General features: G+C 40.8%; 23 protein-coding genes, 2 pseudogenes and 1 other annotated feature. All 25 genes and pseudogenes read right to left on the bottom strand.

From position 1 onward, the window contains the following. Positions 1-63 precede the first annotated feature (63 nt). Positions 64-912 carry a DNA-processing protein DprA gene (gene dprA / locus I2F76_RS07780; protein WP_023918173.1) on the bottom strand — a complete coding sequence of 283 codons (849 nt, stop codon included), beginning with the start codon at positions 910-912 and terminating at the stop codon, positions 64-66. A gap of 61 nt (positions 913-973) precedes the next feature. Next, entirely contained in the window at positions 974-1,903 is a 930-nt protein-coding gene (locus I2F76_RS07775; protein WP_118095171.1) for an ROK family protein, read from the bottom strand. A gap of 3 nt (positions 1,904-1,906) precedes the next feature. Continuing rightward, entirely contained in the window at positions 1,907-2,674 is a 768-nt protein-coding gene (locus I2F76_RS07770) for a ribonuclease HII (protein WP_195487597.1), read from the bottom strand. Next, the gene (ylqF, locus tag I2F76_RS07765) at positions 2,661-3,512 is read right to left on the bottom strand and encodes a ribosome biogenesis GTPase YlqF (protein WP_023918177.1); all 852 of its coding nucleotides are present in this window, start codon (positions 3,510-3,512) and stop codon (positions 2,661-2,663) included. The genes I2F76_RS07770 and ylqF overlap by 14 nt, the downstream gene beginning before the upstream one ends. A 115-nt stretch (positions 3,513-3,627) precedes the next feature. Beyond that, positions 3,628-3,966, bottom strand: coding sequence for an ATP cone domain-containing protein (locus tag I2F76_RS07760; protein ID WP_003001449.1), 339 nt, complete (start codon positions 3,964-3,966; stop codon positions 3,628-3,630). Between the two features lie 143 nt (positions 3,967-4,109). Continuing rightward, positions 4,110-4,724 (bottom strand): hypothetical protein, encoded by a 615-nt coding sequence (locus I2F76_RS07755; protein ID WP_195487596.1) that lies wholly within the window; start codon positions 4,722-4,724, stop codon positions 4,110-4,112. A 21-nt stretch (positions 4,725-4,745) separates the two neighbouring features. Further along, positions 4,746-5,681: a 4-hydroxy-tetrahydrodipicolinate synthase gene (gene dapA, locus I2F76_RS07750; protein ID WP_155199622.1), complete on the bottom strand. Its 936-nt coding sequence runs from the start codon at positions 5,679-5,681 to the stop codon at positions 4,746-4,748. A gap of 252 nt (positions 5,682-5,933) precedes the next feature. Further along, positions 5,934-7,010 (bottom strand): aspartate-semialdehyde dehydrogenase, encoded by a 1,077-nt coding sequence (locus I2F76_RS07745; RefSeq protein WP_036757608.1) that lies wholly within the window; start codon positions 7,008-7,010, stop codon positions 5,934-5,936. Positions 7,011-7,155: 145 nt separating this feature from the next. Further along, positions 7,156-7,710 (bottom strand): LemA family protein, encoded by a 555-nt coding sequence (locus I2F76_RS07740; RefSeq protein ID WP_150906131.1) that lies wholly within the window; start codon positions 7,708-7,710, stop codon positions 7,156-7,158. Further along, the gene (locus I2F76_RS07735) at positions 7,707-8,708 is read right to left on the bottom strand and encodes a DUF3137 domain-containing protein (protein ID WP_195487595.1); all 1,002 of its coding nucleotides are present in this window, start codon (positions 8,706-8,708) and stop codon (positions 7,707-7,709) included. The genes I2F76_RS07740 and I2F76_RS07735 overlap by 4 nt, the downstream gene beginning before the upstream one ends. Before the next feature lie 285 nt (positions 8,709-8,993). After that, positions 8,994-9,653: pseudogene (locus I2F76_RS07730) on the bottom strand (DNA alkylation repair protein). A 15-nt stretch (positions 9,654-9,668) separates the two neighbouring features. Further along, positions 9,669-11,243 (bottom strand): annotated as a pseudogene (gene cls / locus I2F76_RS07725) (cardiolipin synthase). A gap of 130 nt (positions 11,244-11,373) precedes the next feature. Continuing rightward, positions 11,374-11,883, bottom strand: a complete 510-nt coding sequence (locus tag I2F76_RS07720) for a GNAT family N-acetyltransferase (protein ID WP_195487594.1) — start codon at positions 11,881-11,883, stop codon at positions 11,374-11,376. A gap of 145 nt (positions 11,884-12,028) precedes the next feature. Further along, the gene (locus tag I2F76_RS07715; RefSeq protein ID WP_195487593.1) at positions 12,029-13,807 is read right to left on the bottom strand and encodes an ABC transporter ATP-binding protein; all 1,779 of its coding nucleotides are present in this window, start codon (positions 13,805-13,807) and stop codon (positions 12,029-12,031) included. A gap of 13 nt (positions 13,808-13,820) precedes the next feature. After that, positions 13,821-15,557 (bottom strand): ABC transporter ATP-binding protein, encoded by a 1,737-nt coding sequence (locus I2F76_RS07710; RefSeq protein ID WP_195487592.1) that lies wholly within the window; start codon positions 15,555-15,557, stop codon positions 13,821-13,823. Between the two features lie 177 nt (positions 15,558-15,734). Next, positions 15,735-16,187 carry a lipoprotein gene (locus I2F76_RS07705; RefSeq protein ID WP_031573157.1) on the bottom strand — a complete coding sequence of 151 codons (453 nt, stop codon included), beginning with the start codon at positions 16,185-16,187 and terminating at the stop codon, positions 15,735-15,737. Between the two features lie 196 nt (positions 16,188-16,383). Further along, a complete protein-coding gene (locus I2F76_RS07700; protein WP_155169738.1) occupies positions 16,384-16,827 on the bottom strand; it encodes a hypothetical protein in 444 nt (147 codons plus the stop codon). Positions 16,828-17,076: 249 nt separating this feature from the next. After that, complete coding sequence (gene rplL, locus I2F76_RS07695) at positions 17,077-17,445, bottom strand: 50S ribosomal protein L7/L12 (RefSeq protein ID WP_003016256.1); 369 nt, start codon at positions 17,443-17,445, stop codon at positions 17,077-17,079. 73 nt (positions 17,446-17,518) lie between these two features. Then, entirely contained in the window at positions 17,519-18,019 is a 501-nt protein-coding gene (rplJ, locus tag I2F76_RS07690; RefSeq protein WP_003001722.1) for a 50S ribosomal protein L10, read from the bottom strand. A 38-nt stretch (positions 18,020-18,057) separates the two neighbouring features. Continuing rightward, positions 18,058-18,192: a sequence feature (ribosomal protein L10 leader region), on the bottom strand. A 60-nt stretch (positions 18,193-18,252) separates the two neighbouring features. Beyond that, positions 18,253-19,050: a formate/nitrite transporter family protein gene (locus I2F76_RS07685; RefSeq protein WP_118397761.1), complete on the bottom strand. Its 798-nt coding sequence runs from the start codon at positions 19,048-19,050 to the stop codon at positions 18,253-18,255. Between the two features lie 156 nt (positions 19,051-19,206). After that, positions 19,207-19,911 (bottom strand): glucosaminidase domain-containing protein, encoded by a 705-nt coding sequence (locus tag I2F76_RS07680; RefSeq protein WP_024055610.1) that lies wholly within the window; start codon positions 19,909-19,911, stop codon positions 19,207-19,209. Between the two features lie 149 nt (positions 19,912-20,060). After that, positions 20,061-20,663: a ribosome biogenesis GTP-binding protein YihA/YsxC gene (yihA, locus tag I2F76_RS07675; protein WP_003016353.1), complete on the bottom strand. Its 603-nt coding sequence runs from the start codon at positions 20,661-20,663 to the stop codon at positions 20,061-20,063. An 11-nt stretch (positions 20,664-20,674) separates the two neighbouring features. Beyond that, a complete protein-coding gene (gene clpX, locus I2F76_RS07670; RefSeq protein ID WP_003001797.1) occupies positions 20,675-21,907 on the bottom strand; it encodes an ATP-dependent Clp protease ATP-binding subunit ClpX in 1,233 nt (410 codons plus the stop codon). A 208-nt stretch (positions 21,908-22,115) separates the two neighbouring features. After that, positions 22,116-22,625, bottom strand: coding sequence for a dihydrofolate reductase (locus I2F76_RS07665; protein ID WP_195487591.1), 510 nt, complete (start codon positions 22,623-22,625; stop codon positions 22,116-22,118). 146 nt (positions 22,626-22,771) lie between these two features. Then, the coding region (locus I2F76_RS10585; RefSeq protein ID WP_229099251.1) for an LPXTG cell wall anchor domain-containing protein at positions 22,772-25,639 on the bottom strand (2,868 nt) is incomplete at its 5' end.

Below are 25,639 nucleotides of genomic sequence, written 5' to 3'. Positions count from 1 at the left end.
AATCTCATTGAGTTTAATACATTTTAAGAAAGATGTCAACTAGGAACTTCTCCTATAGGAAAATCACAATTCGTATTTCAATTCATCAAGAATGTCCTGGCCTGAGGTGACAAGCTTTGCACCTTCTTGAATCAGATGATGGCAGCCTGCAGATTTTCCATCTAAAATATTTCCTGGAATAGCAAAAACGTCTCGGCCTTCTTCCATAGCACGCTCACAAGTAATCAAACTCCCTGAACGGAGTCGCGCCTCTGCCACAATCACTGCCTGACAGAGACCTGCAATGATGCGATTTCTCTCAGGAAAATGAAACTTAAGTGGGGCCTGCCCTGGACCATACTCGCTCAAGATCAGATGGTTTTCCCCCATATGTGCCTGCAGTCTTTGATTGCTTTTAGGATAAAAGACATCCAGTCCCGTTCCTATCACTCCGATGGTCTTGCCACCATTTCGTATACTGGCATAATGAGCTGTCGCATCAATTCCCTTAGCAAGTCCACTAACGATGACCAGTTCATTTCCAAGTTCTTTAATAATCTTCTCTACAGATCGCACCCCTTCTCGCGTCGTTTCCCGAGCTCCTACGACTGCAATCTTCGGTTTGGTTAACAGCTCCAAATCTCCTTGGTAAAAAAGGAGTACAGGAGGATTGTAGATCTGTAGCAATTCCTCCGGGTATTCAGGATCAAAAATGGATAGAGATGGGAACCGTTCAAACTCCTTGTGTAAATGCTCTTCATCCAGCTGCCGGTATTTGTCTACAAAATGAATAATACTGCGACAGCGAGCGATCCTTGCTATCTCTTCTAAGCTTGGTAAGGCTTGGTCTTTCCTACAGTAGTCCAAAACTCTCAAGACTTGCTCATTTGATAAACCAGCTTCTTTTAATTTAAAGATTTCAAATTTCTCCATGGTCACCTTCTACTTCCTCTCACTTATTTATTCGAAAAAGAATGGAAAAAAAGCTCTATTTCTAGAACTTTTTTTGATATGTAGAAGAATAAAAGTAAGATGCGGCACCAATCAAGTTGCTTTCATTATGGAAGCGAGCCGCTTGGATCGGCAAGGCCTCAAATTGTTTATGCCCTTTTTGAGAGAGCAGCTCATGGTATTGTCGACTGATCTCATCGATCAGTAGCGGTTGGCTACTAATGCCCCCTCCAATTGTCACCTTCTCAAGCAGGAGCAATGATTGAAGATTAAAAATCAGAATAGCAATATCATGACAATACTCCCGAAACAAGGATTTCAGCTCCTCATGGCCTCCTTGATCAAGAGCCTTGAAAACGGCTATACCATCTGCCTTTTCTAGGTTTAAGATGTGACTAGCCTTCTCAACAAATTGAACAGCTGAACCGGTGTTTTCCAAAAGATTGGAAATACCTTGCAAAAAGAGTCCGCGATGAAAGCGGCGATTTTCTGGTGTTCTTTCTGCCTTATCAATAGTCCGAATGTATTCTGTCAGTTGCCATCCTCTCAATAGATCACCGTTAGAAAGAAGAGCAAGGCCAACTCCAGTCCCTAGGACCAAGGTCGCACCGCAAGAACAATCTTTTAGATTGCCAAGCCTTGCTTCCGCTAGACCAGCAGCTTCTCCATCATTAAGAACGGTGACGGGTACTTGAAATGTTTGTTGCAATCTACTAGCTAGAGGAATGCCTCGCAAATATGGAATGAGACCACCTCGAAAGACAAAGCCAAGGCTCTTTTGGATCTCACCAGGGCATGAAATGGCGATTCCCTCGATTTCTTCCCGTACAGGAGCAACGATTCCTTCTAATCCTTGCCAAAAGTCCTCAATCGTAGATGGTGTTGGGATCTTGTCTGTACGGATCAATTGATAGTCTGCATCCATCAGACCGTACTTTATAAAGGTCCCTCCGATATCGATGGTAAATAGCATAGCCTAATCCTCACACATTGATTTGACGGGTTCAAATGAACGCCGATGGATAGGGGTCACTCCCAGCTTGTCGAGGCCAGCCAGATGGTTAGCCGTCCCATAGCCAGCGTTCTGCGTAAAATCATAACCCGGATATTCGCAATCAAACTCTTCCATCATCTGATCCCGAGTCACCTTGGCTACGATGGATGCTGCAGCAATGGATAAGGAGTTAGCATCCCCTTTGATGATACTAGTTTGGGGAATAGGAAGATCCAACTTCATAGCATCAATCAAAAGATGCTGGGGTTGAGGATCTAGCTGACCAATGGCCTCCATCATGGCTAGCTTCGTAGCTTCATAGATATTAACCTGGTCAATCACTTGATTGTCCTTGACGCCGATTCCGATCGCAATGGCGTTTTGGAGCACAGCTTCATAGATTTCCTTGTGTTTGGATTTTGGAATCTTTTTACTATCGTTGAGTCCTGGAATTTTACAATTTTCCGGCAGAATGACGGCCGCTGCGACGACAGGGCCAGCCAAAGGACCTCTCCCTACTTCATCCACACCTGCAATAAGATCAATCCCTTGAGTATAAAGTTCTTTTTCATAGGCCAGCATTTTTTCCAAACGCAAATCTTCGTCCACTTGTTTTTGGAGTTCGCGTTTTCGTTTGCTGATAGCCGCTTGAACCCCCGCTCGACCATCAAGGATCAATTCTTCAAATAAGGGATGATCTAGATCGTCAATCGTTGCCAAACGCTCTTTGATTTCTTTAATCGTTGGCATCTATTTCACCTACACGATCAAGGGAATAGCGTCCCAAACGACCATCACGTACATCCTTGACAAACAAACTGTAAAAACGGTCGTAATCCTCTCGAAATCCTAATTTCTGGGTCATTTCCATAATGATTTCAGGAGCTTCTTGTTCCAGATCCATTTGTTTAAAACGTTCCTGCAAAACAGCTGGATAGTGCTTTTTGAAATAGTTAAGACCAAAGATGGTCACTTCATCCATTGGAAGCAACTGATCCTTTATCGCTCCTGTTAAGGCGAGCTTTAAAGCCACTTCTTCATCTTCAAACTTTGGCCAGAGAATTCCTGGGGTATCCAAGATTTCAAGGTCTTTATTGGTTTTCAACCATTGTTGCCCCTTGGTCACCCCTGGTTTATTTCCAACAACAGCAATCTTTTTCCCCGCTAAGCGGTTCATCAGAGTTGATTTCCCGGCATTAGGAATCCCGATAATCATGGTCCGAAGGGTTTCAATCTGAATCCCTCGTTCCTTCTGACGAGCAATTTTATCGGCCATCAAAGACTTAGCAGCATCTGTGACCTTCTTAACCGTAGATTGCTCTTTGGAGTTGATAGCCAAGGTTTTGATGCCTTGAGACTCAAAATAGTCCTGCCATTCTTTTGTTGCCACAGGATCTGCCAAGTCTACCTTGTTCAAAATCATTAATTTAGGCTTATCACCAACAATTTTGGTTAACATAGGATTTTGGCTTGATAGGGGCAAACGAGCATCTACCAGAACCGTCACAAAATCCACAAATTTTAAATTTTCTTGTACTTGTCTTCTAGCTTTGGACATGTGTCCAGGAAACCATTGTATAGTTGCCATGTTCTCCATTCCTTTCCAGTTCAATCTCTTCTATTATACCATGTTTTCTTGAATTCTCAGCCTTAAACGAGGATACAAAAAAATGAAGCTACCGAAGTAACTTCTATTTCATATTCTAGCGAATTTGCTCAAAATGCAAATGCACGGCGATATGATCACCATAGCCGCTCCGTTCCAAATCACGTTGCAAGCGATAAGAAATGTAGTGTTCTGCAATGGTAATATAACCTGCTCCCAACAAGCGTTGTTCCACTAATGATTGGATCATACTGATGGTTGCGCGTTCTACTTGGGCTTCATCCAAATCCATAGCAACTTTCTTGGTCACTTGAGCTAGGTTTTGTCGCAAATCATCTGTCAAAACATAGACAACTTGCGCAGCTTTCAAAATAGCTTGGTAAATTTTATCTGGGTTGAATTCAACCACTTCTCCACTACGTTTAATGACTTCCATCGGAGTCTCCTTTTTGTTTAAATTTTCATGAATACTTCATTTCCCTTAGAAAGAAATGAAGACCTACTACTTTATTATATAATTTTTTTGCCAAGAATCAAAGCTCTTTTCAGGACTTACTGTGCTTGATTGGATGAAAAAATCTAACGATCACTTTTTTCCATGACCACATCTTCTTTTTTATAGCTGTAGGTCAATCTCCAAAGATGGTCAGAGACATGATCCAAACGGAAGGTCTTCAAAATCTTCTTCAGAGGTAACTTCTCCATCTCTACTTTTCTAAGGAGTTCCATTAATAGTTCACCACCAGCATTGACAGCAATCAGCTGATCTTCGTCACTATCATATTGGAGAAGGATAGTTTTAGTCGGTTTATAGAGAACGTTATAGAGATTATAGGCTCTATCAATTTCAAAATGTTTATCCTTATCGGCTTCTCTTGAGTAGCGGTGTATTGTAAGAGGACCGATTTGAAAAGCCCCTGCTAAACTAAAAATGAATCCTAAAGCTGCTATTGATTCCCAAAGAAGGTTGAGGAGCTTGGAATCGAAGTCAAATATGAAATGAAGGAGCAACAAAATAATTCCTGTACCAAATCCAATTAAAAGTAAGAGTGCACCGATGCATCCAGCTTTTTCGCCTGTTTTAATGGTCGGTTTATCATAGATTATCACACCATCTAACTTATCAAGGCTATGACGTTCTTTAAATTTTTCTAGTTCTGATTTTTCTGAATCCGTTTTTTCTAACTCTGACATACATTCCTCATGACAATTTTATTAATAATCCGGACGAAGAACTCCCGTAATGATCTCTTTGGTTGCATGGTAATCCCCATCTACTACAACCTTGATGATGCGCTTCGCTTCTTCTGCTGGCGCTGGCACCAATGGCAAACGAGTTGGTCCTGCTTCAAAGCCCATATAGTTTAAGACAGCTTTGACAGGAGCTGGACTCGGATATGAGAAGAGAGCATTGACTTTAGGGATAAACTGACGTTGGATAGCCGCAGCCTTTTTAATATCGTTGTGTTCAATAGCTTGGAACATCTCATGCATTTCATCTCCATTTGTATGAGAAGCCACTGAGATCACTCCATCAGCCCCAAGGTTCATCGCATGGAAAGCATCTCCATCTTCTCCTGTATAGACGAGAAATTCTTCTGGCTTGTGTTCAATCAAATAGGCCATATTAGCAAGAGTTGTACACTCTTTTACCCCAATGATATTTGGGTGTTCTGCCAAACGAAGCATGGTTTCTGGTGTCATTTCGACAACCACTCGCCCTGGAATATTGTAGATAATAATCGGAAGATTAGATGCATCCGCAATCGCTTTAAAGTGTTGATACATTCCTTCTTGGGATGGTTTGTTGTAGTAAGGGACGATAGCCAATCCTGCTGCAAAGCCACCAAAAGCATCCACTTCTTTAACGAACTCAATCGAGTCGCGGGTTTCATTGGTTCCGACACCAGCGATCAAAGGAACTCGACCATTGACAATCTTTTGAACAGCCGCAAAGAGTTGCAATTCCTCATCGTGGGTCAGAGTTGGACTTTCCGCAGTCGTTCCAGCTAAGAGAATCCCGTCTGTATGATGAGCCAAGAGGTGCTCGATCAAGTCAGGAAGAGCGTCAAAATTAATGGTTCCATCTTCATGGAAGGGGGTGATAAATGCAGTGATGATTTTACAATCTTTTAAATCATTATAAGACATAGAAAAACCTTTCTCTATATAAGAAAGAGGCTGGGGCTTGCTTGCCTTTGCCTCATGATCTGTTCATAAAACAAGTTGATTCGTTAGAAAGCTGAGGAAGAAATCAAACTCTTCGAGTTGCAGATTTCTGAATCGTGACGCAGTGGTTGATTGGAACTACTCATGTTTGCAACATTCGTACTTCCTAATCAACTGTGCGGGGGAAAAACTACGAAATCAAACTCTTCGAGTTACTGATTTCTGTTTTTCTCCCTATTTCAATTCAAACTTCAATTCAGCTGTTGGACGTACGAGTCCACGTTCGTGAAGGGTTTCTGCGATTTGGACTGAGTTCCAAGCAGCTCCTTTAAGGAGGTTATCTGAAACAACCCACATGTGGATTCCTTTTTCAGCATCCAAGTCTCTACGAATCCGTCCAACGAAGGTATCACGTGAACCTACAGCATTGACTGCTTGAGGATAGATTTGGTGAGCAACATCATCTTCAAGGACTGCACCTGGAAATTCTGCAATAGCAGCTTTCACTTCGTCAATTGGTGCCACTTCTTTTGTTTCAATGTAGACTGACTCTGAGTGAGCTGACAAGACTGGAATCCGCACACAAGTTGCTGAAACAGCAATGCTATCGTCTTCCATAATTTTCTTAGTCTCGTTTGTCATCTTCATTTCTTCGTATGTGTAGTCATTATCTGTGAAGACATCAATTTGTGGAAGAGCGTTGAAGGCGATTGGATAGTGTTTCTTATCTCCACCTGAAGGTAAGATTTCTGCTTTAACATCACGTGGATTAACTCCATCATTTAAGACTTCTTTCAACTCACGTTGGGTTTCAAGAATAGCTCCCATACCAGCACCTGAAACAGCTTGGTAAGTAGACACGATGATACGGTCCAAGCCCCATTTTTGACGAACTGGCTCAAGAGCTACCATCATTTGAATGGTTGAACAGTTTGGACAAGAGATGATTCCGTTGTGAGCATCAAGAGCATGGGCATTCACTTCAGGAACAACCAATGGGACATCCGGATTTTGACGGAAATAAGAAGTGTTATCAACCACTACTGCGCCTGCTTTTACCGCATAAGGTGCATATTTGGCAGATGTTGAACCACCAGCTGAGAAGAGAGCAATATCAACCCCTTCAAAAGCATCTTCAGTCGTTTCCTCGATGGTCACGTCTTGCCCTTTAAATTGCAAGACTTTTCCTGCAGAACGTGCTGACGCAAGGTAGCGAATTTTATCGATTGGAAGAGTAGATTCTTCCAACATTTTGATCATTTGAGCACCAACGGCACCTGTAGCACCGACAACAGCAACTGTGTATCCCATAGTAAATCCTCTTTCAAAATTTTCTAAAAATTGAGTATTTGTACCATTATACAATTTTTTAGCATAAATGAAAAGTACCAACAGTAGGAAAAAATCCCGATTCTAAGACCAGGATTGTTGATGGTTATTTATCATAAATAGCTCGTTAGTTCAGGTCATAGTTCAAGTCACTTAAATCTTTCTTACCTTGTGTTTCTTCAGCAAGAAATGGAACTTGATGGATCCCCTTTACACCTGCTACGATAGACGCCGGAAATGAAACAATTTCTTGATTGATATGGCTGACATTACTGTTGACAATTCGCTTCGCTGCAGCAAGATCTTCATTTTCGTCAGCAATTTCCTTTTGCAAGGCCAAGAATTGGTTAGAAGACAAGAGCTCTGGATAGTTTTCACCGACTGCACGAATTTGTGCCAAGACATCATTTTGATTGGTAATGACTTGGTTGGATTCTTGAATAGTCGCTCCTTGGCGTAAAGCAACTAAATCAGTAAAAATCTCTTGCTCGTGTTTGGCATAGGCTTTGGCTACTTTTAGCATTTCCGAAATGGTATCATAGCGTTTTACGAGAACGATATCAACCGTTCTCTTTGATTCTTCGATGGTTACTAGATAACGATTGAGGCGATTTCCTACACTAATAAACCAAATGGCCAATAGGGCAAGAAATAATAGGATGATTCCAATAATGAGATTCATGATGCTTCTCCTTCAAAAATTGCTGTTATTTCCTTAATTAAAGCTAGTTCTTTGCATAATTTATGATATTCAGATACCAAAGATAGTTGATCAATATCTTCCGGTTTTTGGGGCGTCGGAAAGATATAGCGATCGGTATACAAAGAAATAAATAGTTTCTTGTCTTTCAAAAATACACACATGGCATTTTGAGAAATTTGTCGATCAAACCATTCCAACATCTTAGGGGTGAGAAATTTACGGGCAGACAGTTCATCCGTGCAGTAAATATTGTAATTCTCGTTATTGCGAATATCCTCGGTTTCAATCTGAACTTCATCTCCTCTGGCTCCAGGATAAACCCCATTCACCTCCCTCTTAAAAAGAAAGGATTTCTTGGTTGGCACAACTCGAAGATGACCTGAGAAATTGATCGGTAGATGTAAAGAGAACACTTGTCCAAGGAAATCTGTAACTTCCACATGTTCCGTCCTCGTATGACCATTAGATGTCCGGTAACGAGTCTCCGTATGATGGGCATAGAGATTTGACACTGTCAGCTCTTTGTCATCATGAAATGATAGCTCTTTGAAACATAGAAAATCAGTCGACCGAGGACATAAATGCGAGAGAGCTTCAGAAGGGATGGAACCGTCCTCTTTGATCGAAGCTCGAGGAAAAACTTCCTTTAATACAGGCGAAAGGATATCATCAAGATAGATCTCATCGTTCGAACGAATTCGATCCCCAAACAAGGCTTTTCGTTTTTTATATTGTGGCCAATAATACAAACCAACAACTAAAAGGATCAAAGGAATAGCTGCAAAACGCAATAAAATGAGAGACAGTATGGCGCAAATAATACCAAAGGATCGCAAAACATTCCACTTAAGATTGTTCTTCATCTGTTCTCGGATCAATCCGATGGCATCCTGAAATTGTTTAGAGTTTTCAAGCTCCTCAATTTTATGCGAATAGTCTGTAGATGCTGAATCATTAGAATGATAGAAATCTCCCAATCAACTCCACTCCTTTCTGACCTAGGCACTTTACTATATTATAACACCAACATAACTTTGTAGCAACTGTATTATAATAGTTTTCGGTTCTTTGAGGAAACAAAAAAATCCTGATCCGAAGACCAGGATTCGAGGCACCTTTCGGTGAGAACAGCAGGTTCACACAACTGTTCAAGGTCCGCTCCTGCGTTACAATTGAATGTAGACCTCCTCAGCGCAAAAGGCTCCAAAGGAGCCAATCGACTCATCGCATGAATCTAGTTTACCATGAACATCCACAAACTGTCAAGAAGGTAAGTACTTGCTTCCTTCCCGAATGCTTAATGGTGACAACTGATCTCGATAGCGGTCGATAAAGGCCCCTACCCAATCCGGATTGACCTTGGAATAGTTGCGTAAGCTCCAGCCAATTGCCTTATTTATAAAGAACTCGCTTTGACCTAGATTATTGAGGATCACTTTTTCTAACAAATCCGTATCTGTTTTTTCTTTCCTCATAAGCTGGTGATCAATGGCAATCCGCCTCAACCAAAAGTCCTGATCCCTACTCCAATCCAGCATAACCTGTTTGGTTTCTGGATATGTGAAAGTAATCTCTCCGATGATGCGGTCCAACTGATCAATACTATCCCACCAGGACTTGGTTTGAGCCAATTCCTTTAGCTTTGGAAAATCTTCAGGTCTAAGCTCCTTCTTCTTTTTATCCAGATAATCCATAGCAATATATTGAAACTCACGGTAAGGTTGCTGCCAACACTCTTCCACAAAAGTCCAATCAATTGGATCCTTTATGAAGGGTTTAAAAAACTCTCTTTCAATCTTTTTGAGAATTGGTTTTTAAACGCCAAGAAAGCTGAATTTATTTTTCATATAAGCTTCCATTGCTGAGACTTTCGCTGGATCAGCTTGGTTTTCTAACAATTTCAAAAGAATTTTTGTATCCATATGATTCCTCCTTTTTTACATCAAAGGTCCAATCAAAGAAAAAAGATAGCCACCCAGACGATGAACCATAGGTATTTTTGATAAACTTTCTAAAGTGACTTCCTCTGAGAGAGCCTGGGTTTTCTCAAAATCTTCTTCAATCTTAAGCACTTCCAGATTTTTGTAGAGATAAACCCCATCTTCAAAATTTTGATAGAGGCTTCGGTAGTCTGTATTAATGGTTCCTACCACAGCTTGTTGGCTATCAGAAACATAAACCTTAGCATGGACAAAACCTGGGGTATAACGGAAAATACGGACGCCAGCATCCAAGAGCACTTTAAAATAGGTCGTCGCAATATCAAAGGCATATTGTTTATCTGGAATCCCTGGCATAATGATCCGAACATCTACTCCGCGTTTGGCCGCGAAAGTCATAGCTCTAACCAATTCGTCATCCAAGATCAAATAAGGGGTCATGATGTGAACATAATCGGTCGATGTATTCAGTAAATGAAGATAAACATCCTCAGCCACTTTGTGATAGGTCAATGGTGAATTGCCATAAGGGGGTACAAAGCCCTGACTCTTTCTTTGTTGAGGTTTTTCTTGTAGATAGCGCTCCATATCCCTTTTATCTTCTATTCCAGTCACTGTCCACATGGTCAAAAAGAGAGCTTTTAGCGTTTGAACTGCTGAACCATCTAATCGAAGGGCCGTATCCTTCCAATGACCAAAGCGTTCTCGTTTATTGACATACTCATCAGCGATATTAACGCCACCAGTATAAGCAAATTGACCATCAATCACTGTAATCTTTCGATGGTCTCGGTAATTGTAATAGGTTGATAGAATAGGCTTGACTGGTGAGAAGGCCTGAGCTTTAATGCCAACCTTGTGCAAGCGCTCGATATAATCGTAGGACAAGGTAGTCATCTCATTCATCCCATCAAACATGACACGAACGTCCAGACCTTCCTTGGCCTTTTCCTCCAAAATGGCTAAAATCTCACCCCACATGATACCTTCGTCAATGATGAAATACTCCATAAAGATATAACGCTCTGCCTTTTTCAAATCCTCCAGCAGTGCTGGAAACATGTCGTCTCCAAGTGGAAAATAGGTCACCTCAGTATCTCTGTAGATAGAAAACTGAGCTGGACTATGCTCCAGAAAATAAGCTAAACGCTGTAGTTGACGATCACCATGAGATAAATAATCAGCTACTTCTGGATCGGTGCTTTAATAATTAGAAGCCTGCACTGTAGCATCCTCAAGTCGTTTCTTCAACCGTCTCACACCCAAATCAGCAAGTGAAAAGTAAAGCAAGGCTGTCCCAAAAATTGGGAAAAGAGCAATGATAATCAGCCAGGATAATTTGGAACGAGAGTCCATAGAACGATTCAGCAAATAAAAGAAGGTAAAAACACTCAACAAGTGTTCCCATAAGATTATAGATGGAAAATGCTCTTGTAGACTGAGATATGAGAAAACGAGAAAAGCCAATTCCAGTAAGAAAAACAGGAAAATAGGTACCTTGCGATTAAGGAGACTTTTTGCCCATCTGCAGGGCTTTTGGGGTAACAGTCTAGCACTGGTTACTTGAGTCATATAGGTTCCTTTCATGTATGGGAGACCACCACAAACTTTTCGGTCTCTCCCAGTGATTTTATTAGTATCATTTTAGCATATGCAAAAGGCAGGGATAATTAGCCATTGTGATTTAAGATTGGTGGGGCATCTACTGTATCTTTCTAACAGGCCCATCCAAGATTTTTTGCATCCAGACGATATCGTGCCATTGCTCAAACTTGTAGCCAACTTTTGGAAAATGAGCCACTTGAACATACCCTCTCTTTTTATGCATGGAGATGCTGGCTTCGTTAGGGACTGCAATGCAAGCCAGAAAGCGTAAGTAACCTCGTGCTTCTAACTCTTCTTCTAAGGCAGTATAAAGGGCTGATCCGATTCCTTGTCCACGTGACTCTTTTGCTACATAAATAGATAATTCAGTGGTCCAATCATAGGCAGCGCGTGCATAATAGGTCGAGGCATATGCATAACCCACAACTTTCCCATCAACTTCTGCGACTAAATAAGGAAATTGAGTCAGTGTTTTTGTGATACGTCTTTCAAATTCCTGGACAGTCGGCACATTGACCTCAAAGGTGATGGCTGTATCTGTCACATAAGGTTGGTAAATCGCTCGGATAGTCGCTGCATCACTATGCTGAACGGGTCGAATAATCATGGTGCCCTCCTAAATAAATTACACCTAGTATACCGATAAGGCTTCTTACTGTCAATGAAGGATTGTAATGAACTTATTGTTTCACTTTTTAGCAAAAGAAATTAAATAGAGAAAAGTTGAGAAATCTGTCTCAAGTTTTTTTAGATTAATTAGCTTGTTTACTTGAAAATTGGCTATTGTAGAGCTCATAGTAGAAGCCCTTGTCTGCCAATAAGGATTGGTGGTTTCCTTGCTCAATGATTTGTCCATCTTTGAGGACAAGAATTTTATCTGCTTCTTGAATGGTAGACAAGCGGTGAGCAATGACAAAGCTAGTCCGTCCTTTCATCAAATTCTTCATAGCTTTTTGAATCAAGAGCTCTAAACGCGTGTCGACAGAAGACGTCGCTTCATCCAAAATCAAAATCTTAGGATCAGCAAGGAGCGCACGCGCAATCGTTAGGAGTTGCTTTTGGCCTAGAGAAATATTGCTAGACTCCTGGTTCATTTCCATATTGTAACCACCAGGAAGTGTCCTGATAAAGTGATCGACATTGGCTGCCTTTGCAGCTTCAACAATTTCTTCATCCGTTGCTTCTAGGTTACCAAAGCGAAGATTTTCTTTGATGGTTCCCTCGTACAACCAAGCATCCTGAAGTACCATCCCAAATTGCTTACGGTAATCTTGGCGAGACAAATGGCGAATATCATGACCATCCACCGTAATCGATCCCGCAGTCACATCGTAAAAGCGCATGAGCAGATTAATCAGGGTTGTTTTCCCTGCTCCGGTAGGTCCGACAATAGCCACCATTTCACCTGGTTTCACTTCTAGGTTAAAATCACGAATCAAGGGTTTATCCGCTACATATTGGAAATCAACATGTTTAAAGCTAACTTGCCCTGTCAAATCTCCAGAGAGTGTTTCTGTCACCTCTGCCACTTCATCTGGTTCATCCATGACTTGGAAAATCCGATCTAGTGACGATTTGGCACTTTGGAGTTGGCCGGCTAATTGGGTCAAGTTTTGAATGGGTTGATTGATCTGCCAGACATATTGAACGAAGGCCTGCATATTCCCGACTGTCAAACGACCCGCTAACACTTGCAAGCCCCCCATCAAAGCGATCATCAGATAGGTCAAATCTGAAATCCCATTTAAAATCGGCATCATTAAGCCGGAAATGAAGTTGGCCTTAAATCCTACCTTTTGTAGATGATGGGTAATATCATGAAACTCTTCCTGGGAAGATTTTTCTCGGACATAGAGCTTAAGGACATTAAAACCTGTTAAATTTTCTTGAACGAAGCCGTTCATTGCCCCCAAAACATCTGCCTGCTCTTTAAAGTAAGGCTGAGATTTTTTCATGATAAATCGAGCACTGAAATAAGTGATCGGAATGGACAAGATCACCACCATCCCCAATTGGATATTTAAGTACAAGACCATGCTGATGACAAAGAGCAAGGTAAAGATAGCGTTGACGATTTGTAAAAAGGACTGTTGCAAGGCATTAGAGACGGTTTCAACATCGCTAGTAAAACGTCCGAGCAAATCTCCAAATTGATGCCGGTCAAAATAAGAAACCGGAATGTGATTGATTTTATGAGACAAATCATTTCGCATGTCCTGAACGGTTTTTTGAACAGCATTGGTCATGAAATAGTTGGAATAATAAGATCCCAACTCATAGAGGACCCCACGGAATAGATAGAGCGTCATAATGATAGCGATGTAGGAAGTATTCAGACTAGCTCCTGCAAGGCCTTTTGCCATATCCATGAGATTCTTTGTCAACTCCGTAATGGCAAGTCCCAAAACAAAGGGTTCGACAACACTCATGATGACACTTAGGATTTTTAAGAAAATGGACAAGCAAACTTCCAAGCGATAGGCTCTCAAGTAAGTCCATAGTCTACTAAAACTGTTTTGTTCTTGTTTCATCTGCTTCTCCTTTCTATTCCTCTGTTAATGATGGACCATCGAGCTGCGAATTAGCAATTTCACGATAGATTTCATTATTTTCCATCAATTCATCGTGGGTTCCTCGACCGACAATTTCCCCTTGGTCCAAGACAATTATTTGATCCGCATCCATAATGGTTCCCACACGTTGCGCTACGATCAAAACGGTCGCATCTCCTGTAACTTCTTTGAGACGCTTCCGCAAAGTGGCATCCGTCTTGTAGTCCAAAGCAGAGAAGGAATCATCGAAAATAAAGATATCCGGATCTTTGACAACGGCACGAGCGATAGACAAGCGTTGTTTTTGACCACCTGAAAGGTTGCTACCACCTTCTGCCAAATGGGTATCAAAGCGTTCCTCACGGCTGTCGATAAATTCCTTGGCTTGGGAAATTTCAGCCGCTTGTTCTAGCTCTTGTACAGAGGCATCTTCTTTCCCATAACGAAGGTTCTCAGCAATGGTTCCCGTAAAGAGCAAGGCCTTTTGTGGAATAAAACCAATCTTTTGGCGAAGGGCTTTCAGATTGTAGTCACGGACATCCACACCATCGACCAAAATCTTCCCTAGGGTGACATCATAGAATCGAGGAATCAACTGCACAAGTGAAGATTTCCCAGAACCGGTCGAGCCGATAAAGGCAATGGTTTCGCCAGGTTTGGCTTGAAAGGAAATATTATGGAGAACTGGACTCTCCGTCTCACCTGGATAAGCAAAGGTGACATTGTCAAATTCCAAATAGCCACGAGATGCTGTTTCTGTTATCCCATTCTCATTTGGATCAATCGAAATGGGCATGTCCATGATTTCCTTGAGCCGACGGCTAGAGACCGCAGTACGAGGATACATGGTAAAGAGATTGGCTAAAAAGAGGAAAGATAAGAGCGCGTGAAAGCTATACTCAATAAAGGCAACCAGATCCCCAATTTTCAAACTACCGTCATGAAGAGGATCCAAAGCAAACCAGACAATCGCCACAATCATAGCAATGATGATCTGCACAAATAGAGGTTCTGTCAAACCAGTTAGTTTGAACAATTTATTCGAGTTTTCTGCGTAGACTTCATTTTCAGCCGCAAATTTATCCTCTTGGAATTCTTCGCGGGCAAAGGCACGAATCACTCGGAGACCTGTCAAATTTTCACGCGCAAACTGATTGAGATGGTCAAGGGTCTTTTGTTGCTTCTCAGAAAGTGGATGTGTCTTGACTGCTACATACCAGACAACGACAGCAAGAAATGGTACAGATACTGCTACAATCCATGCTAGAGAAGGACTGGTTGTCAGAATCAAGAGAACGCTGGAAACCATCATCAAGGGTGTGATGACGCCCATCTTCAACATAGAATCCGCAAACTGCATCAAAACAAAGGCATCCGAAGTCAAGCGAGTGACCAATGAGGATACCCCAATTTGCTCATACTCGCGATGCGAATACTCCTGTAACTTGGCATAGAGGTCATTGCGCATATCACGGACCATAGTGGTCGTTAGCTGGCCAACTGCGTAAGACAAGATAATCCGTCCCACAATCCCTAGCAAAATAATCGCAAACATGACCCAGCCCCAGAAATAAAGCCGATCCACATCACGCGGGTTAATCCCCTCATCAATCATGCGAGCCAGAATCGTTGGCAAACCTAAATTGACAATGACAAAAAGGATGGCCGAAAATAGATTCAGGGCTAGCCACTTGGGATACTTTTTCAAGTAAGACCAAATATATTGCATAGATGATTCTCCTTTTCCATAAATAATTTCCTAGATCATACAGAAAAGAGGGAGTGAGACGAAATCATTTTCAAAGAAAATCATTCCTGCCCCAGTCCCATCTGTAGTCTCATTCATTATACCAAACCAGCTATAAAAGTAAAGCAAAAGAGCAGGTTTTCCTGCTCTTCATTTAGTTTATTTTGTACGTTTGAATTTAGCATTTTTAAGAAGCGACGATGCAAATTGATTCGTAGATTCTTGATCTTTTGTAAAGCTAAATGTTAGGGTATCTCCATTAATCTTATATCTAACCTTCTCACCTTTGTCTTCTAGCGCACCAATTGTTTTAGTTTTTTGATTAACTCTAATTTCTGTTGAATCTGTAGTTTTATGGCCTGGTCTTTTAGTTTTAATAGTTAAATATCCTTTTGAATCGTTAATATCAATGGACAACTCCAAGGAATATTTATTGTTTAGAGAATCAATATCTGAACTGGAAGCTCCTTGATCTTTAAGAATTTTCTTCATTTCTGCTGTAGATGGTTTGTAAACATAGGTTCCGTTGTCACCTTTTGCACCACACGCAGTTAAAAGAAAAATAGCAAAGAAAGCTACTAGAGCCAAAAGAAACTGTTTAAAGTTTTTCATAATTTCTCCTCATTTCATAGAATATCCCTATTATAGCAACAATTCCATTGCATCGCAATGAAATTGTTACATTATTTAGTTTGACTGGGTTCAAACTATTGCTATTAGATAAAAATCAAAAATTTAGTTAGAATTCTAATAGATAATCATAATAAATACACATAAAAAGGTAGGATTTAGATCCCACCTCTATTAACTATTTAACTTTTTTAAACTTAGCAATTTTCATGTAGTTATTAAACATGTCTGTGTCACCCATTAAAGAATTCTTCACATCCTTAATCGTTAACACATTTCCTGAAACTTGATAAGTAATTTCCGCTTTCCCATACTCATTTTCTGAGACAAGAGTTTTAGCTTTTTGGTCTACTTCCAACTTAATCACTTGATTAACATTTTGACCACCTGCATTCGTGTCTACTTTCATCTCGCCTTTCTTATCCTTAATTGTAATAGAAATAGTAAATGAGTAATTATCACCTATCAAAGATTGAAATTCACTTGGCATAATTTCTTTGATTTCATCTTTAGTAGGCTCAAACACGTAAGTACCGTTGTCGCTTTTTGCGCCACAAGCTACCAAAAAGACTGCTGCAAAGACAGCTACAACAGCTAACAAAAGACGTTTAAAATTTTTCATCATCTTCCCCTTTATGATATGATTTATAGCCATTATAGCAACAAATTAGCAACATCTCAAGGGAATATAGCAAATGTAAAATCATTGTAACATCATTAAAACTGCACTATTTAGTAGGTTTAGAGAAAATAAAGAGAGCTACACATGTTAGCTTTATAAAAGCCCTCTATTCACATTCTATCATCATTATTTTCAACGACAAAAAAACCGAGGCCTAAACCTCGGTTTTCGTTTTGATTGGAAACTCTATTATTTAAGAGTAACTGAAGCTCCAGCTTCTTCCAATTTAGCTTTGATTTCTTCAGCTTCAGCTGTAGCAACACCTTCTTTGATAACGCCAGGTGCACCATCAACAAGTTCTTTAGCTTCTTTAAGACCAAGACCAGTGATTTCACGTACAACTTTGATAACGCCGACTTTCTTGTCGCCTGCAGATGTCAATTCGATATCGAATGAATCTTTAGCAGCACCAGCGTCAGCAGCACCAGCTGCAGCAACAGCTACAGGAGCAGCTGCAGTTACACCAAATTCTTCTTCGATAGCTTTTACAAGGTCGTTCAATTCAAGGATTGAAGCTTCTTTAATTTCAGCAATAATGTTTTCAATGTTCAATGCCATTGTTATTTCCTCCAAATAAGTTTTAATTTTATGTTTTATTTTTTGTAGCAAGGCTACGCTGCGTAGCTTAAGATTAAGCTGCGTCTTCTTTGTTGTCTGCAACCGCTTTGACTGCAAGAGCAACGTTGCGCACTGGCGCTTGAAGTACAGAAAGGAGCATAGAAAGAAGTCCTTCGCGGTTTGGAAGAGTTGCAAGTGCAAGAATCTCTTCTTTAGATGCGACAGCGCCTTCGATTGCACCACCTTTGATTTCAAGTGCTTCAGCGTCTTTTGCAAAATCGTTCAAGATTTTCGCAGGTGCGATAACATCTTCGTTAGAAAATGCTACTGCAGAAGGTCCAACGAATACAGATGCAAGATCTTCAAGACCAGCTTTTTCAGCTGCACGACGCAAGATTGAGTTTTTGATAACTTTAAACTCAACTTCGCTTCCGCGAAGGTTGCGACGGAGAACTGTATCTTGCTCAACTGTCAAACCGCGAGAATCTACAACGACGATTGATGCAGCAGCTTTCATTTTTTCAGCTACTACGTCAACAAGTTCCGCTTTTTTAGCAATAATTGCTTCACTCATTAGTGTGTTCACCTCCGTAATTATTTTGCTTGGGGAATTTTTCCAAAAGAAAAACGCGCCCAAACCTAGACACGAAAGTACAATACGCTTCTTTTAATTGATACGTTTTGTCCTCGGTAGGATTTTTATGAGTCGAGCTCCCCTACTGTCTTAGGCAGTTTTTTCAAACCGTAGACTAGTTTATCACATATAAAAAAAGAATGCAAGTACTTTTGCAAACTTTTTTATATTTTTTAGTCGTTGTAAAGACTCTTGATATTATTCAACCAAGCATAGGCTAGTCCCATTAGGACTCCTCCTCCTACCCAGTTGGCAAAGAAGGTAACACCATAGTGACGTAAAATATTTAAAAATTCAAAATGTGGCAATTGGCTAGATACTGAATTAAAGCTTAATAATGAGAAAGAAGCAAAATTAGCCGCCAAGTGTTCATTGGTCATAAAGACAAACATATAAATAGCAGATAGGGCTAAGAGCACCTTCGCTGTTTCATCTTTGAAATATAGATAAGAAAGAATAGCAATATTTACAAAGATATTGGCAATGACACCTTCAAAGAAAACCACTTGATTGCTCCGTTGGAGTTTATTTTCTGCCACCGTGGCTAGGAATCCTTTTGGATCGATATGTGCAAAGGCAGTTGTTTGATTGAAAAGAAAAGCTACAATTAAAGCACCAATTAAATTAAAGAAGGTACAATAAAGAAGAATCTCCAAAGCTTTCTTCCAATGAATTTTCTTTAGATAGGTTCCCGCCGTCAAATACATCATATTTGAGGTGGTTAATTCCGCATTTAAGAATAAGAGGTAAACCAAGCCCCAGGCAAAGATGAATGGAAATAGGAAACGACCCGTTCCAGGTACAAAGCTATTTAATAAGTCAGCCGCAACTGCTCCGACCGCCGTACTTAAAGTAAGAAATCCTCCAGCAAAAATAGAGCGAACTGCATAGCGAGTTTTAGATTTCTGATAAAGATCCTCTTTCTTATTACACGCCGCTCCCACTTTTTGAATAAAATTAGATTCAGACATAATATTCTCCTTATAAAATGTTTGTGAATAAAATCATTATATCATAGATAAAATAGTTTGAAAAGGTTTTCAGGAAGAATTATTAAACTCACAATATATACGTTTTAAATCATATTCCATGAAATAATAAAAAACAGGCATCTGCCTGTTTTAGTTTTAATAATTCAAACGGTTCGCCCAAGCGATATCCAAATTCAAAATTTCTTGTGAAGTGAACTGTTGACGATATGGATTGTATACCGAACCTGTAATACCACCTTGAACATTTGGTGAATCATATTGAGTCAAATTATAGGTTTCAATGATATTATTGAGCTTTGCGTAGTAGCTAGTATCTGTCGCATAAACACCTGTCAAAGCAGCTGTTGCGTCTTGATAACTTGATGTGTTACTCTTCCAAGCACCTGCAAAATGTCCTTGTTTCAAAACTGCTACATAGTCTTGCAATGATTCATAGTAAGATGGGTATGAACGGAAAGCATCATTAATCGTATACGCATTTCCAGCACCATCATCTTCCCAAGTTTGCATCACTGCAGATTGCCCAGCATAACTTCCTTTAATTCCAAAAAGGTTGTAATGTGGATAAGAAGCCAAACCGGACTGTCCTGATCCACTTTCCAAGATCGCTTGTGCAATCATAACGGAAGCGTAAAGGTCATTCTCTTGACCGAGCTGACGAGCTGACTCACCAATTTGTGAGATGAAAGCTTCAGTAGGGTCTGAATAAGCTTGGTAAGTTCCATCATTAGCGCCAACTGATGTGACATGCTCGCTCATGGCAGCAGCAAATGTCCCCACTGCTAATACAGAAACGAACAAACCAAATAATTTCGTTTTATTCCGTATTTTCTTTTTCATAATACAATTTATCTCCAATTAATTTTTTATCATCTTTTATCTTTATAGAGATTATACCATATAAATAGAAGAAAACAAAGGCACTTATATTACACTTGTATTACAATTGCGAGATAAATCCAAAACAAAAACGACATTTTCATGTCATTTCAATTTATTTCGTAAAACGCATTTTCTAAAATAGCATCCCATGACTTCTCTAGTCCTTCCCTGGTTACAGAAGAAAAGACAATAAAGGTGTCAGCAGGATCAAAATCTAGTTTTTTCTTGATGATCGATTCGTGTTTATTCCATTTTCCACGCGGAATCTTATCTGCCTTAGTCGCTACCAAGATTACAGGAATTTCGTAGTACTTTAAGAACTCATACATCTGAACATCATCTGCTGAAGGTTCGTGTCGAAAATCAACTAGGCTAACGACTGCTTTTAAGTTCTCCCGGCTAGTGAGATATTCTTCGATCATCCGCCCCCACTTCTCGCGCTCTTTTTTAGAGACACGGGCATAGCCATAACCAGGTACGTCTACCAAACGGAGTTTATCATCGATATTGAAGAAATTGAGCAATTGGGTTTTTCCTGGTTTACCAGATGTTCTGGCCAGGTTTTTTCGATTTAAGAGAGTATTAATAAAAGAAGACTTGCCGACATTGGATCGACCGGCAAGTGCAACTTCTGGAATCTCATCTTGAGGATAATGACTCTTATTTGCAGCGCTCAAGAGGATATCCGCATTATGTGTGTTAATTTCCATATTTTATCTTTCTAGGCTGTTTCGAGAATGGGTTTTTCAGTTCCATCTACAGCTTCTTTTGTAATTCGAACAAGTTTGACATCTTCTTGACTTGGAATTTCAAACATGACATCCATCATCGTTTCTTCGATAATGGAGCGAAGTCCACGAGCTCCTGTTTTTCTTTCGATGGCTTTATTAGCAATCTCTTGAAGGGCTTCATCATCGAATTCCAATTCAACATTATCATAAGAAAGCAAGGTTTGGTATTGTTTTACCAAGGCATTGCGTGGCTCTTTCAGAATACGGACAAGGTCGTCAACTGTCAATTGCTCAAGAGCAGCAAAGACTGGAAGACGTCCGATCAATTCTGGGATAATCCCGAATTTTTGAATATCTTCTGCCACGATTTCTTGCATGTAAGAGCTTGATTCATCAATAGCTTTATTGTTCTTACCAAAACCGATGACTTTTTCACCGAGACGTTGCTTGACAATTTCTTCGATCCCGTCAAAAGCCCCACCTACGATAAAGAGGATATTCTTGGTATCCACTTGGATCATCTCTTGTTGAGGGTGTTTACGTCCCCCTTGAGGTGGGACACTAGCGACAGTTCCTTCGATAATCTTCAAGAGAGCTTGTTGCACCCCTTCACCAGAAACGTCACGCGTGATAGACACATTTTCACTCTTCTTAGCGATCTTATCGATTTCATCGACGTAGATGATGCCTCGTTCTGCACGCTCGATGTTGAAATCAGCTGCTTGAAGAAGTTTCAAGAGAATGTTTTCAACGTCTTCTCCTACATAACCAGCTTCTGTCAAGGCTGTTGCATCTGCAATGGCAAATGGGACATTCAAGCTACGTGCTAAGGTTTGGGCCAAAAAAGTCTTACCTGAACCAGTAGGGCCAATCATGAGGATGTTTGATTTTTGCAATTCAACATCTGTCTCGTCTTCGCGCGTATCGTGGAAATTGATGCGTTTGTAGTGGTTATATACTGCTACAGCAAGAGCACGTTTGGCACGATCTTGACCGATCACATAGTGGTTCAAGATATTGAGCAATTCGATTGGTTTTGGAACTTCGCTAAGGTCTGCAAGAACTTCTTCTGCTAGCTCCTCACGGATAATTTCTTGTGCTAACTCTACACATTCATTACAGATAAACGCATTGTTTCCTGCAATGATTTTTTGGACTTCATCTTGACTCTTTCCGCAAAATGAACAATAAACCATCATATCATTATTTTGATTCGTTGGCATGTATTTCCTCTTTCTGTCATTTTCTGTTTCTATTTAGTTTAAAATAAGGTCGTGTAAAAGGCGTGAATGGAATTCACAAGATTGGTAAAAGCATTTAGTAAGAATAAAATAGCGAGGCCAAACCGTTTTTTACGAAAGGTTTGTAAGGCGCAAATCAAACAGATGACGCATAAGACAGCTGTAAAAAAACCAAAGACACTTCGCTCCATTAGTCTAAATCCTTTCTCTTATAATAGTTGACCGTAAAATCATATGGGTTCTTCTCATCTTTCGGATGACGGACTTGACGGACTCTTTCATAGCGGTTCTCTTCAAATCTCGGTGCCAATGTATCGCCATCAATCGTTGCATGAATCATGGTCTGGATCAACTCTTCTAACTGGTCAGAGAAGAGCCTTAAAATCTGACTGCCTCCAATAACATAAAGATTCTTCTCTTGGTTCTGATACCACTCTAAGACTTCTTCTTTGCTGTGCATGACGAGTACAGCATCATTTTCAGGATCGTAGGCTTGATCTTGCGTTAAGATAATGCTAGTCCGACCTGGTAGAACCCGTTTTTTCATACCATCAAAGGTCACTCTTCCCATGAGAATCGCTTGTCCCATGGTTGTTTCTTTGAAATGCTGAAGCTCAGCTGGCAGATGCCAAGGCATGACTTGGTCCTTTCCAATAATGCCATTTTCAGTTTGAGCCCAGATACCAATTATCTTTTTCATTCTCTCATCCTTTACACTGATACTTCTATTTTATCAAATTTTCTTATAAAAGACTGATTTCAACTATCTAGTTTGGAGGATATTTTTTCAAAAACAAACAGAAAAAACCGCGAGATTTTCGCGGTTTTTCTTAGCCACAAGTTAGCTTAGTCTTCTTTTTTGCGTTTTGCAAATCCGAATAATGAGAGACCTGCTAAAGCGCTAAAGATTGCAAGACCAGCAGTAGAAGATTCTTTTGTTCCTGTGTTTGGAAGTTGTGCAGTAGGATTTTGTGGATCGATATACTTCACTTCTTCTTTCGTTTCTGGAACGACAGGAATAGTTGGTTCTTCTGGTTTTGGTTGTGGAGTAGGTTGTGGTTCTGGTGTTGGTTGCGGTTGTGGAGTAGGCTGTGGCTGTGGCTCTGGTGTCGGAGTTGGATCCGGCATTGGAGTTGGTGTCACAGTCTTCTTGTAGATATGTTGAGTGTTTCCATCTTTATCTACAACAGTCTTCACGAAGTCATAACCTGGGATATCTTTCTTCGGTTGTTCCCCATCTTCTGTTGGGTTACCTGGGATTGGGTCCCCATTTTCGTCTACATATGAAGTCGTCACTTTTTCATAGACGTGTTCAGTATCACCATTAGGCAATTTCTTCGTTTCCACAAAGCGGTAACCTGGAATTTCAGCTTTTGGTTCTTCTCCATCAACTGTAGGATATCCTGGGATTTCCTTACCTTCTTTATCAACAAACTTAGTGATTGGAAGGACAGTTGGTGTGTAAGTTGCAGAAGCTTTTGTTCCGTTCACATCTTCACGAACCACTGTCACTGCTGGTGCAGTTCCTGTGAATTCAGGTTCTGGAGTGAATGTTACTGTTCCGTCTGCTGCTACTGTGTAAGTACCAACACCTGGAATTGTCTTCGTAGTTGAACCATCTTCAAAGGTTGCTGGAACCTTGTCATTCATTGGTACACGGCTATCACCTTCTGTGAAGGTTGGTTTGCCTGTTTGGGTTTGACCCTTCTTACCAATTGAAGTAACTGATTCTGCAGTTGGTGTAACTGGTGTTACTGTTGGTGTGTAAGTAGCGGTAATTGATGTACCGTTCTTATCAACACGTTTCACGGTTACGCCTGTACCTGTTCCTGTGAATGATTTTTCTGGTACAAAGGTTACAGTTCCGTCTGGAGAAACGGTGTAAGTTCCTTCTCCTGGAATAACTTTAGTAGTTGATCCATCTTCAAAGGTTGCTGGTACATCATCATCCATTGGCACACTTGGGTTACCTGGTGTGAAGCTTGGTTTACCAGATTGTGTTTGACCTTGGATGTCTGTAGAAGTTGCAGGTTTAGCTGTTGGAGTCACAGGAGTTACAGTTGGTGTATAGGTCGCAGAAGCTTTTGTTCCGTTCTTATCTTCACGAACCACTGTTACAGCTGGTGCAGTTCCGACGAATGATTTTTCTGGTACGAAGGTTACTGTTCCGTCTGCTGCTACTGTGTAAGTACCAACACCTTCCACTGTCTTCGTAGTTGAACCATCGTCGAATGTTGCTGGAACTTCATCGTTCATTGGTACACGGCTGTCACCTTCAGTGAAGATTGGTTTACCTGTTTGAGTTGCACCTTGCACATCAGTAGATACTGCTGGAGTTGCAGTTGGAGTTACTGGTGTTACAGTTGGTGTGTAAGTTGCAGAAGCTTTTGTTCCGTTCTTATCTTCACGAACAACTGTTACAGCTGGTGCAGTTCCTACAAATGATTTTTCTGGTACGAAGGTAACTGTTCCGTCTGCTGCTACTGTGTACGTACCAACACCGTCGACAGTCTTCGTAGTTGAACCATCATCGAAGGTTGCTGGAACATCATCGTTCATTGGTACACGGCTATCGCCTTCAGTGAAGCTTGGTTTACCTGTTTGAGTGGCACCTTGGATGTCTGTAGATGTTGCAGGATCAGCAGTTGGTGTAACAGGTGTTACAGTTGGTGTGTATGTTGCAGTAACTGGAGTACCGTTCTTATCAACACGTTTCACGGTTACGCCTGTACCTGTTCCTGTGAATGATTTTTCTGGTACGAAGGTTACTGTTCCATCTGGAGCAACTGTGTAAGTTCCTTCTCCTGGAATGGTCTTCGTAGTTGAACCATCTTCAAAGGTTGCTGGCACATCATCATCCATTGGGATTGCAGGGTTACCAGGTGTGAAGCTTGGTGTACCTGTTTGTGTTTTACCTTGGATATCTGTAGATGTTGCAGGTTCAGCAGTTGGGACAACTGGAGTGATCTTCGGTGTGTAAGTTGTTTCAGCAACTGTTCCGTTTGTATCTTTACCTTGAACCTTAACTGGAACCACATCACCTGAGTAAGATTTATCAGTTGGTGTGAAGGTTACAAGGCCTGTTTCTTTATCAACTGTGAAAGTACCAATTTCTTTACCTTCTGGTGATTTAGCAACTACAGATTCTGCTGGTTGACCATTTTCATCAAGAAGAGTAATGGTATCTTTGTCAATTGGTGCAACTGGGTCACCTTCAGTGAAGGTTACTGTTCCAGTTTGAACCACACCTTGAGGTGCTTCTGATGTAGCTGGAGTTGCTGTTGGGTTTACTGGAGTCACAGTTGGTGTGTACTTAGCAGTAACTGGAGTACCGTTCTTATCGACACGTTTAACCGTTACGCCTGTACCTTCTCCAGTGAATGATTTTTCTGGAACAAATGTTACGGTTCCGTCTGGAGCAACTGTGTAAGTTCCTTCACCAGGAACGGTCTTCGTAGTTGAGCCGTCTTCAAATGTTGCAGGTGTATCATCATCCATTGGAACATTTGGATTACCTGGTGTGAAGCTTGGTGTACCTGTTTGCGTTTGACCTTGTTTGTCAATAGATGTTGTATCTTCTGCAGTTGGTGTAACTGGTGTTACGGTTGGTGTATAAGTTGCAGAAGCTTTGGTTCCGTTCTTATCTTCACGAACCACTGTTACAGCTGGTGCAGTTCCGACGAATGATTTTTCTGGTACGAAGGTTACTGTTCC

Origin of the sequence: Streptococcus parasanguinis (assembly GCF_015557775.1) — a bacterium.
In the GTDB taxonomy this organism is placed as follows: domain Bacteria; phylum Bacillota; class Bacilli; order Lactobacillales; family Streptococcaceae; genus Streptococcus; species Streptococcus parasanguinis_AA.
The sequence above is the reverse complement of the archived record's forward strand: the minus strand, read 5'-3'. Positions and strand labels throughout refer to the sequence as shown.

Coding starts and splice junctions, on each gene's coding strand:
- I2F76_RS07740 (WP_150906131.1), bottom strand. CDS start 7,710: ATGAATCTCATTATTGGAATCATCCTATTATTTCTTGCCCTATTGGCC.
- I2F76_RS07775 (WP_118095171.1), bottom strand. CDS start 1,903: ATGCTATTTACCATCGATATCGGAGGGACCTTTATAAAGTACGGTCTG.
- I2F76_RS07770 (WP_195487597.1), bottom strand. CDS start 2,674: ATGCCAACGATTAAAGAAATCAAAGAGCGTTTGGCAACGATTGACGAT.
- I2F76_RS07665 (WP_195487591.1), bottom strand. CDS start 22,625: ATGAAAAAGATAATTGGTATCTGGGCTCAAACTGAAAATGGCATTATT.
- I2F76_RS07715 (WP_195487593.1), bottom strand. CDS start 13,807: ATGAAACAAGAACAAAACAGTTTTAGTAGACTATGGACTTACTTGAGA.
- yihA (WP_003016353.1), bottom strand. CDS start 20,663: ATGGAAATTAACACACATAATGCGGATATCCTCTTGAGCGCTGCAAAT.
- ylqF (WP_023918177.1), bottom strand. CDS start 3,512: ATGGCAACTATACAATGGTTTCCTGGACACATGTCCAAAGCTAGAAGA.
- I2F76_RS07680 (WP_024055610.1), bottom strand. CDS start 19,911: ATGAAAAAGAAAATACGGAATAAAACGAAATTATTTGGTTTGTTCGTT.
- I2F76_RS07710 (WP_195487592.1), bottom strand. CDS start 15,557: ATGCAATATATTTGGTCTTACTTGAAAAAGTATCCCAAGTGGCTAGCC.
- I2F76_RS07705 (WP_031573157.1), bottom strand. CDS start 16,187: ATGAAAAACTTTAAACAGTTTCTTTTGGCTCTAGTAGCTTTCTTTGCT.
- clpX (WP_003001797.1), bottom strand. CDS start 21,907: ATGCCAACGAATCAAAATAATGATATGATGGTTTATTGTTCATTTTGC.
- I2F76_RS07755 (WP_195487596.1), bottom strand. CDS start 4,724: ATGTCAGAGTTAGAAAAAACGGATTCAGAAAAATCAGAACTAGAAAAA.
- I2F76_RS07700 (WP_155169738.1), bottom strand. CDS start 16,827: ATGAAAAATTTTAAACGTCTTTTGTTAGCTGTTGTAGCTGTCTTTGCA.
- rplL (WP_003016256.1), bottom strand. CDS start 17,445: ATGGCATTGAACATTGAAAACATTATTGCTGAAATTAAAGAAGCTTCA.
- I2F76_RS07720 (WP_195487594.1), bottom strand. CDS start 11,883: ATGATTATTCGACCCGTTCAGCATAGTGATGCAGCGACTATCCGAGCG.
- I2F76_RS07685 (WP_118397761.1), bottom strand. CDS start 19,050: ATGTCTGAATCTAATTTTATTCAAAAAGTGGGAGCGGCGTGTAATAAG.
- I2F76_RS07760 (WP_003001449.1), bottom strand. CDS start 3,966: ATGGAAGTCATTAAACGTAGTGGAGAAGTGGTTGAATTCAACCCAGAT.
- dapA (WP_155199622.1), bottom strand. CDS start 5,681: ATGTCTTATAATGATTTAAAAGATTGTAAAATCATCACTGCATTTATC.
- I2F76_RS07745 (WP_036757608.1), bottom strand. CDS start 7,010: ATGGGATACACAGTTGCTGTTGTCGGTGCTACAGGTGCCGTTGGTGCT.
- rplJ (WP_003001722.1), bottom strand. CDS start 18,019: ATGAGTGAAGCAATTATTGCTAAAAAAGCGGAACTTGTTGACGTAGTA.
- dprA (WP_023918173.1), bottom strand. CDS start 912: ATGGAGAAATTTGAAATCTTTAAATTAAAAGAAGCTGGTTTATCAAAT.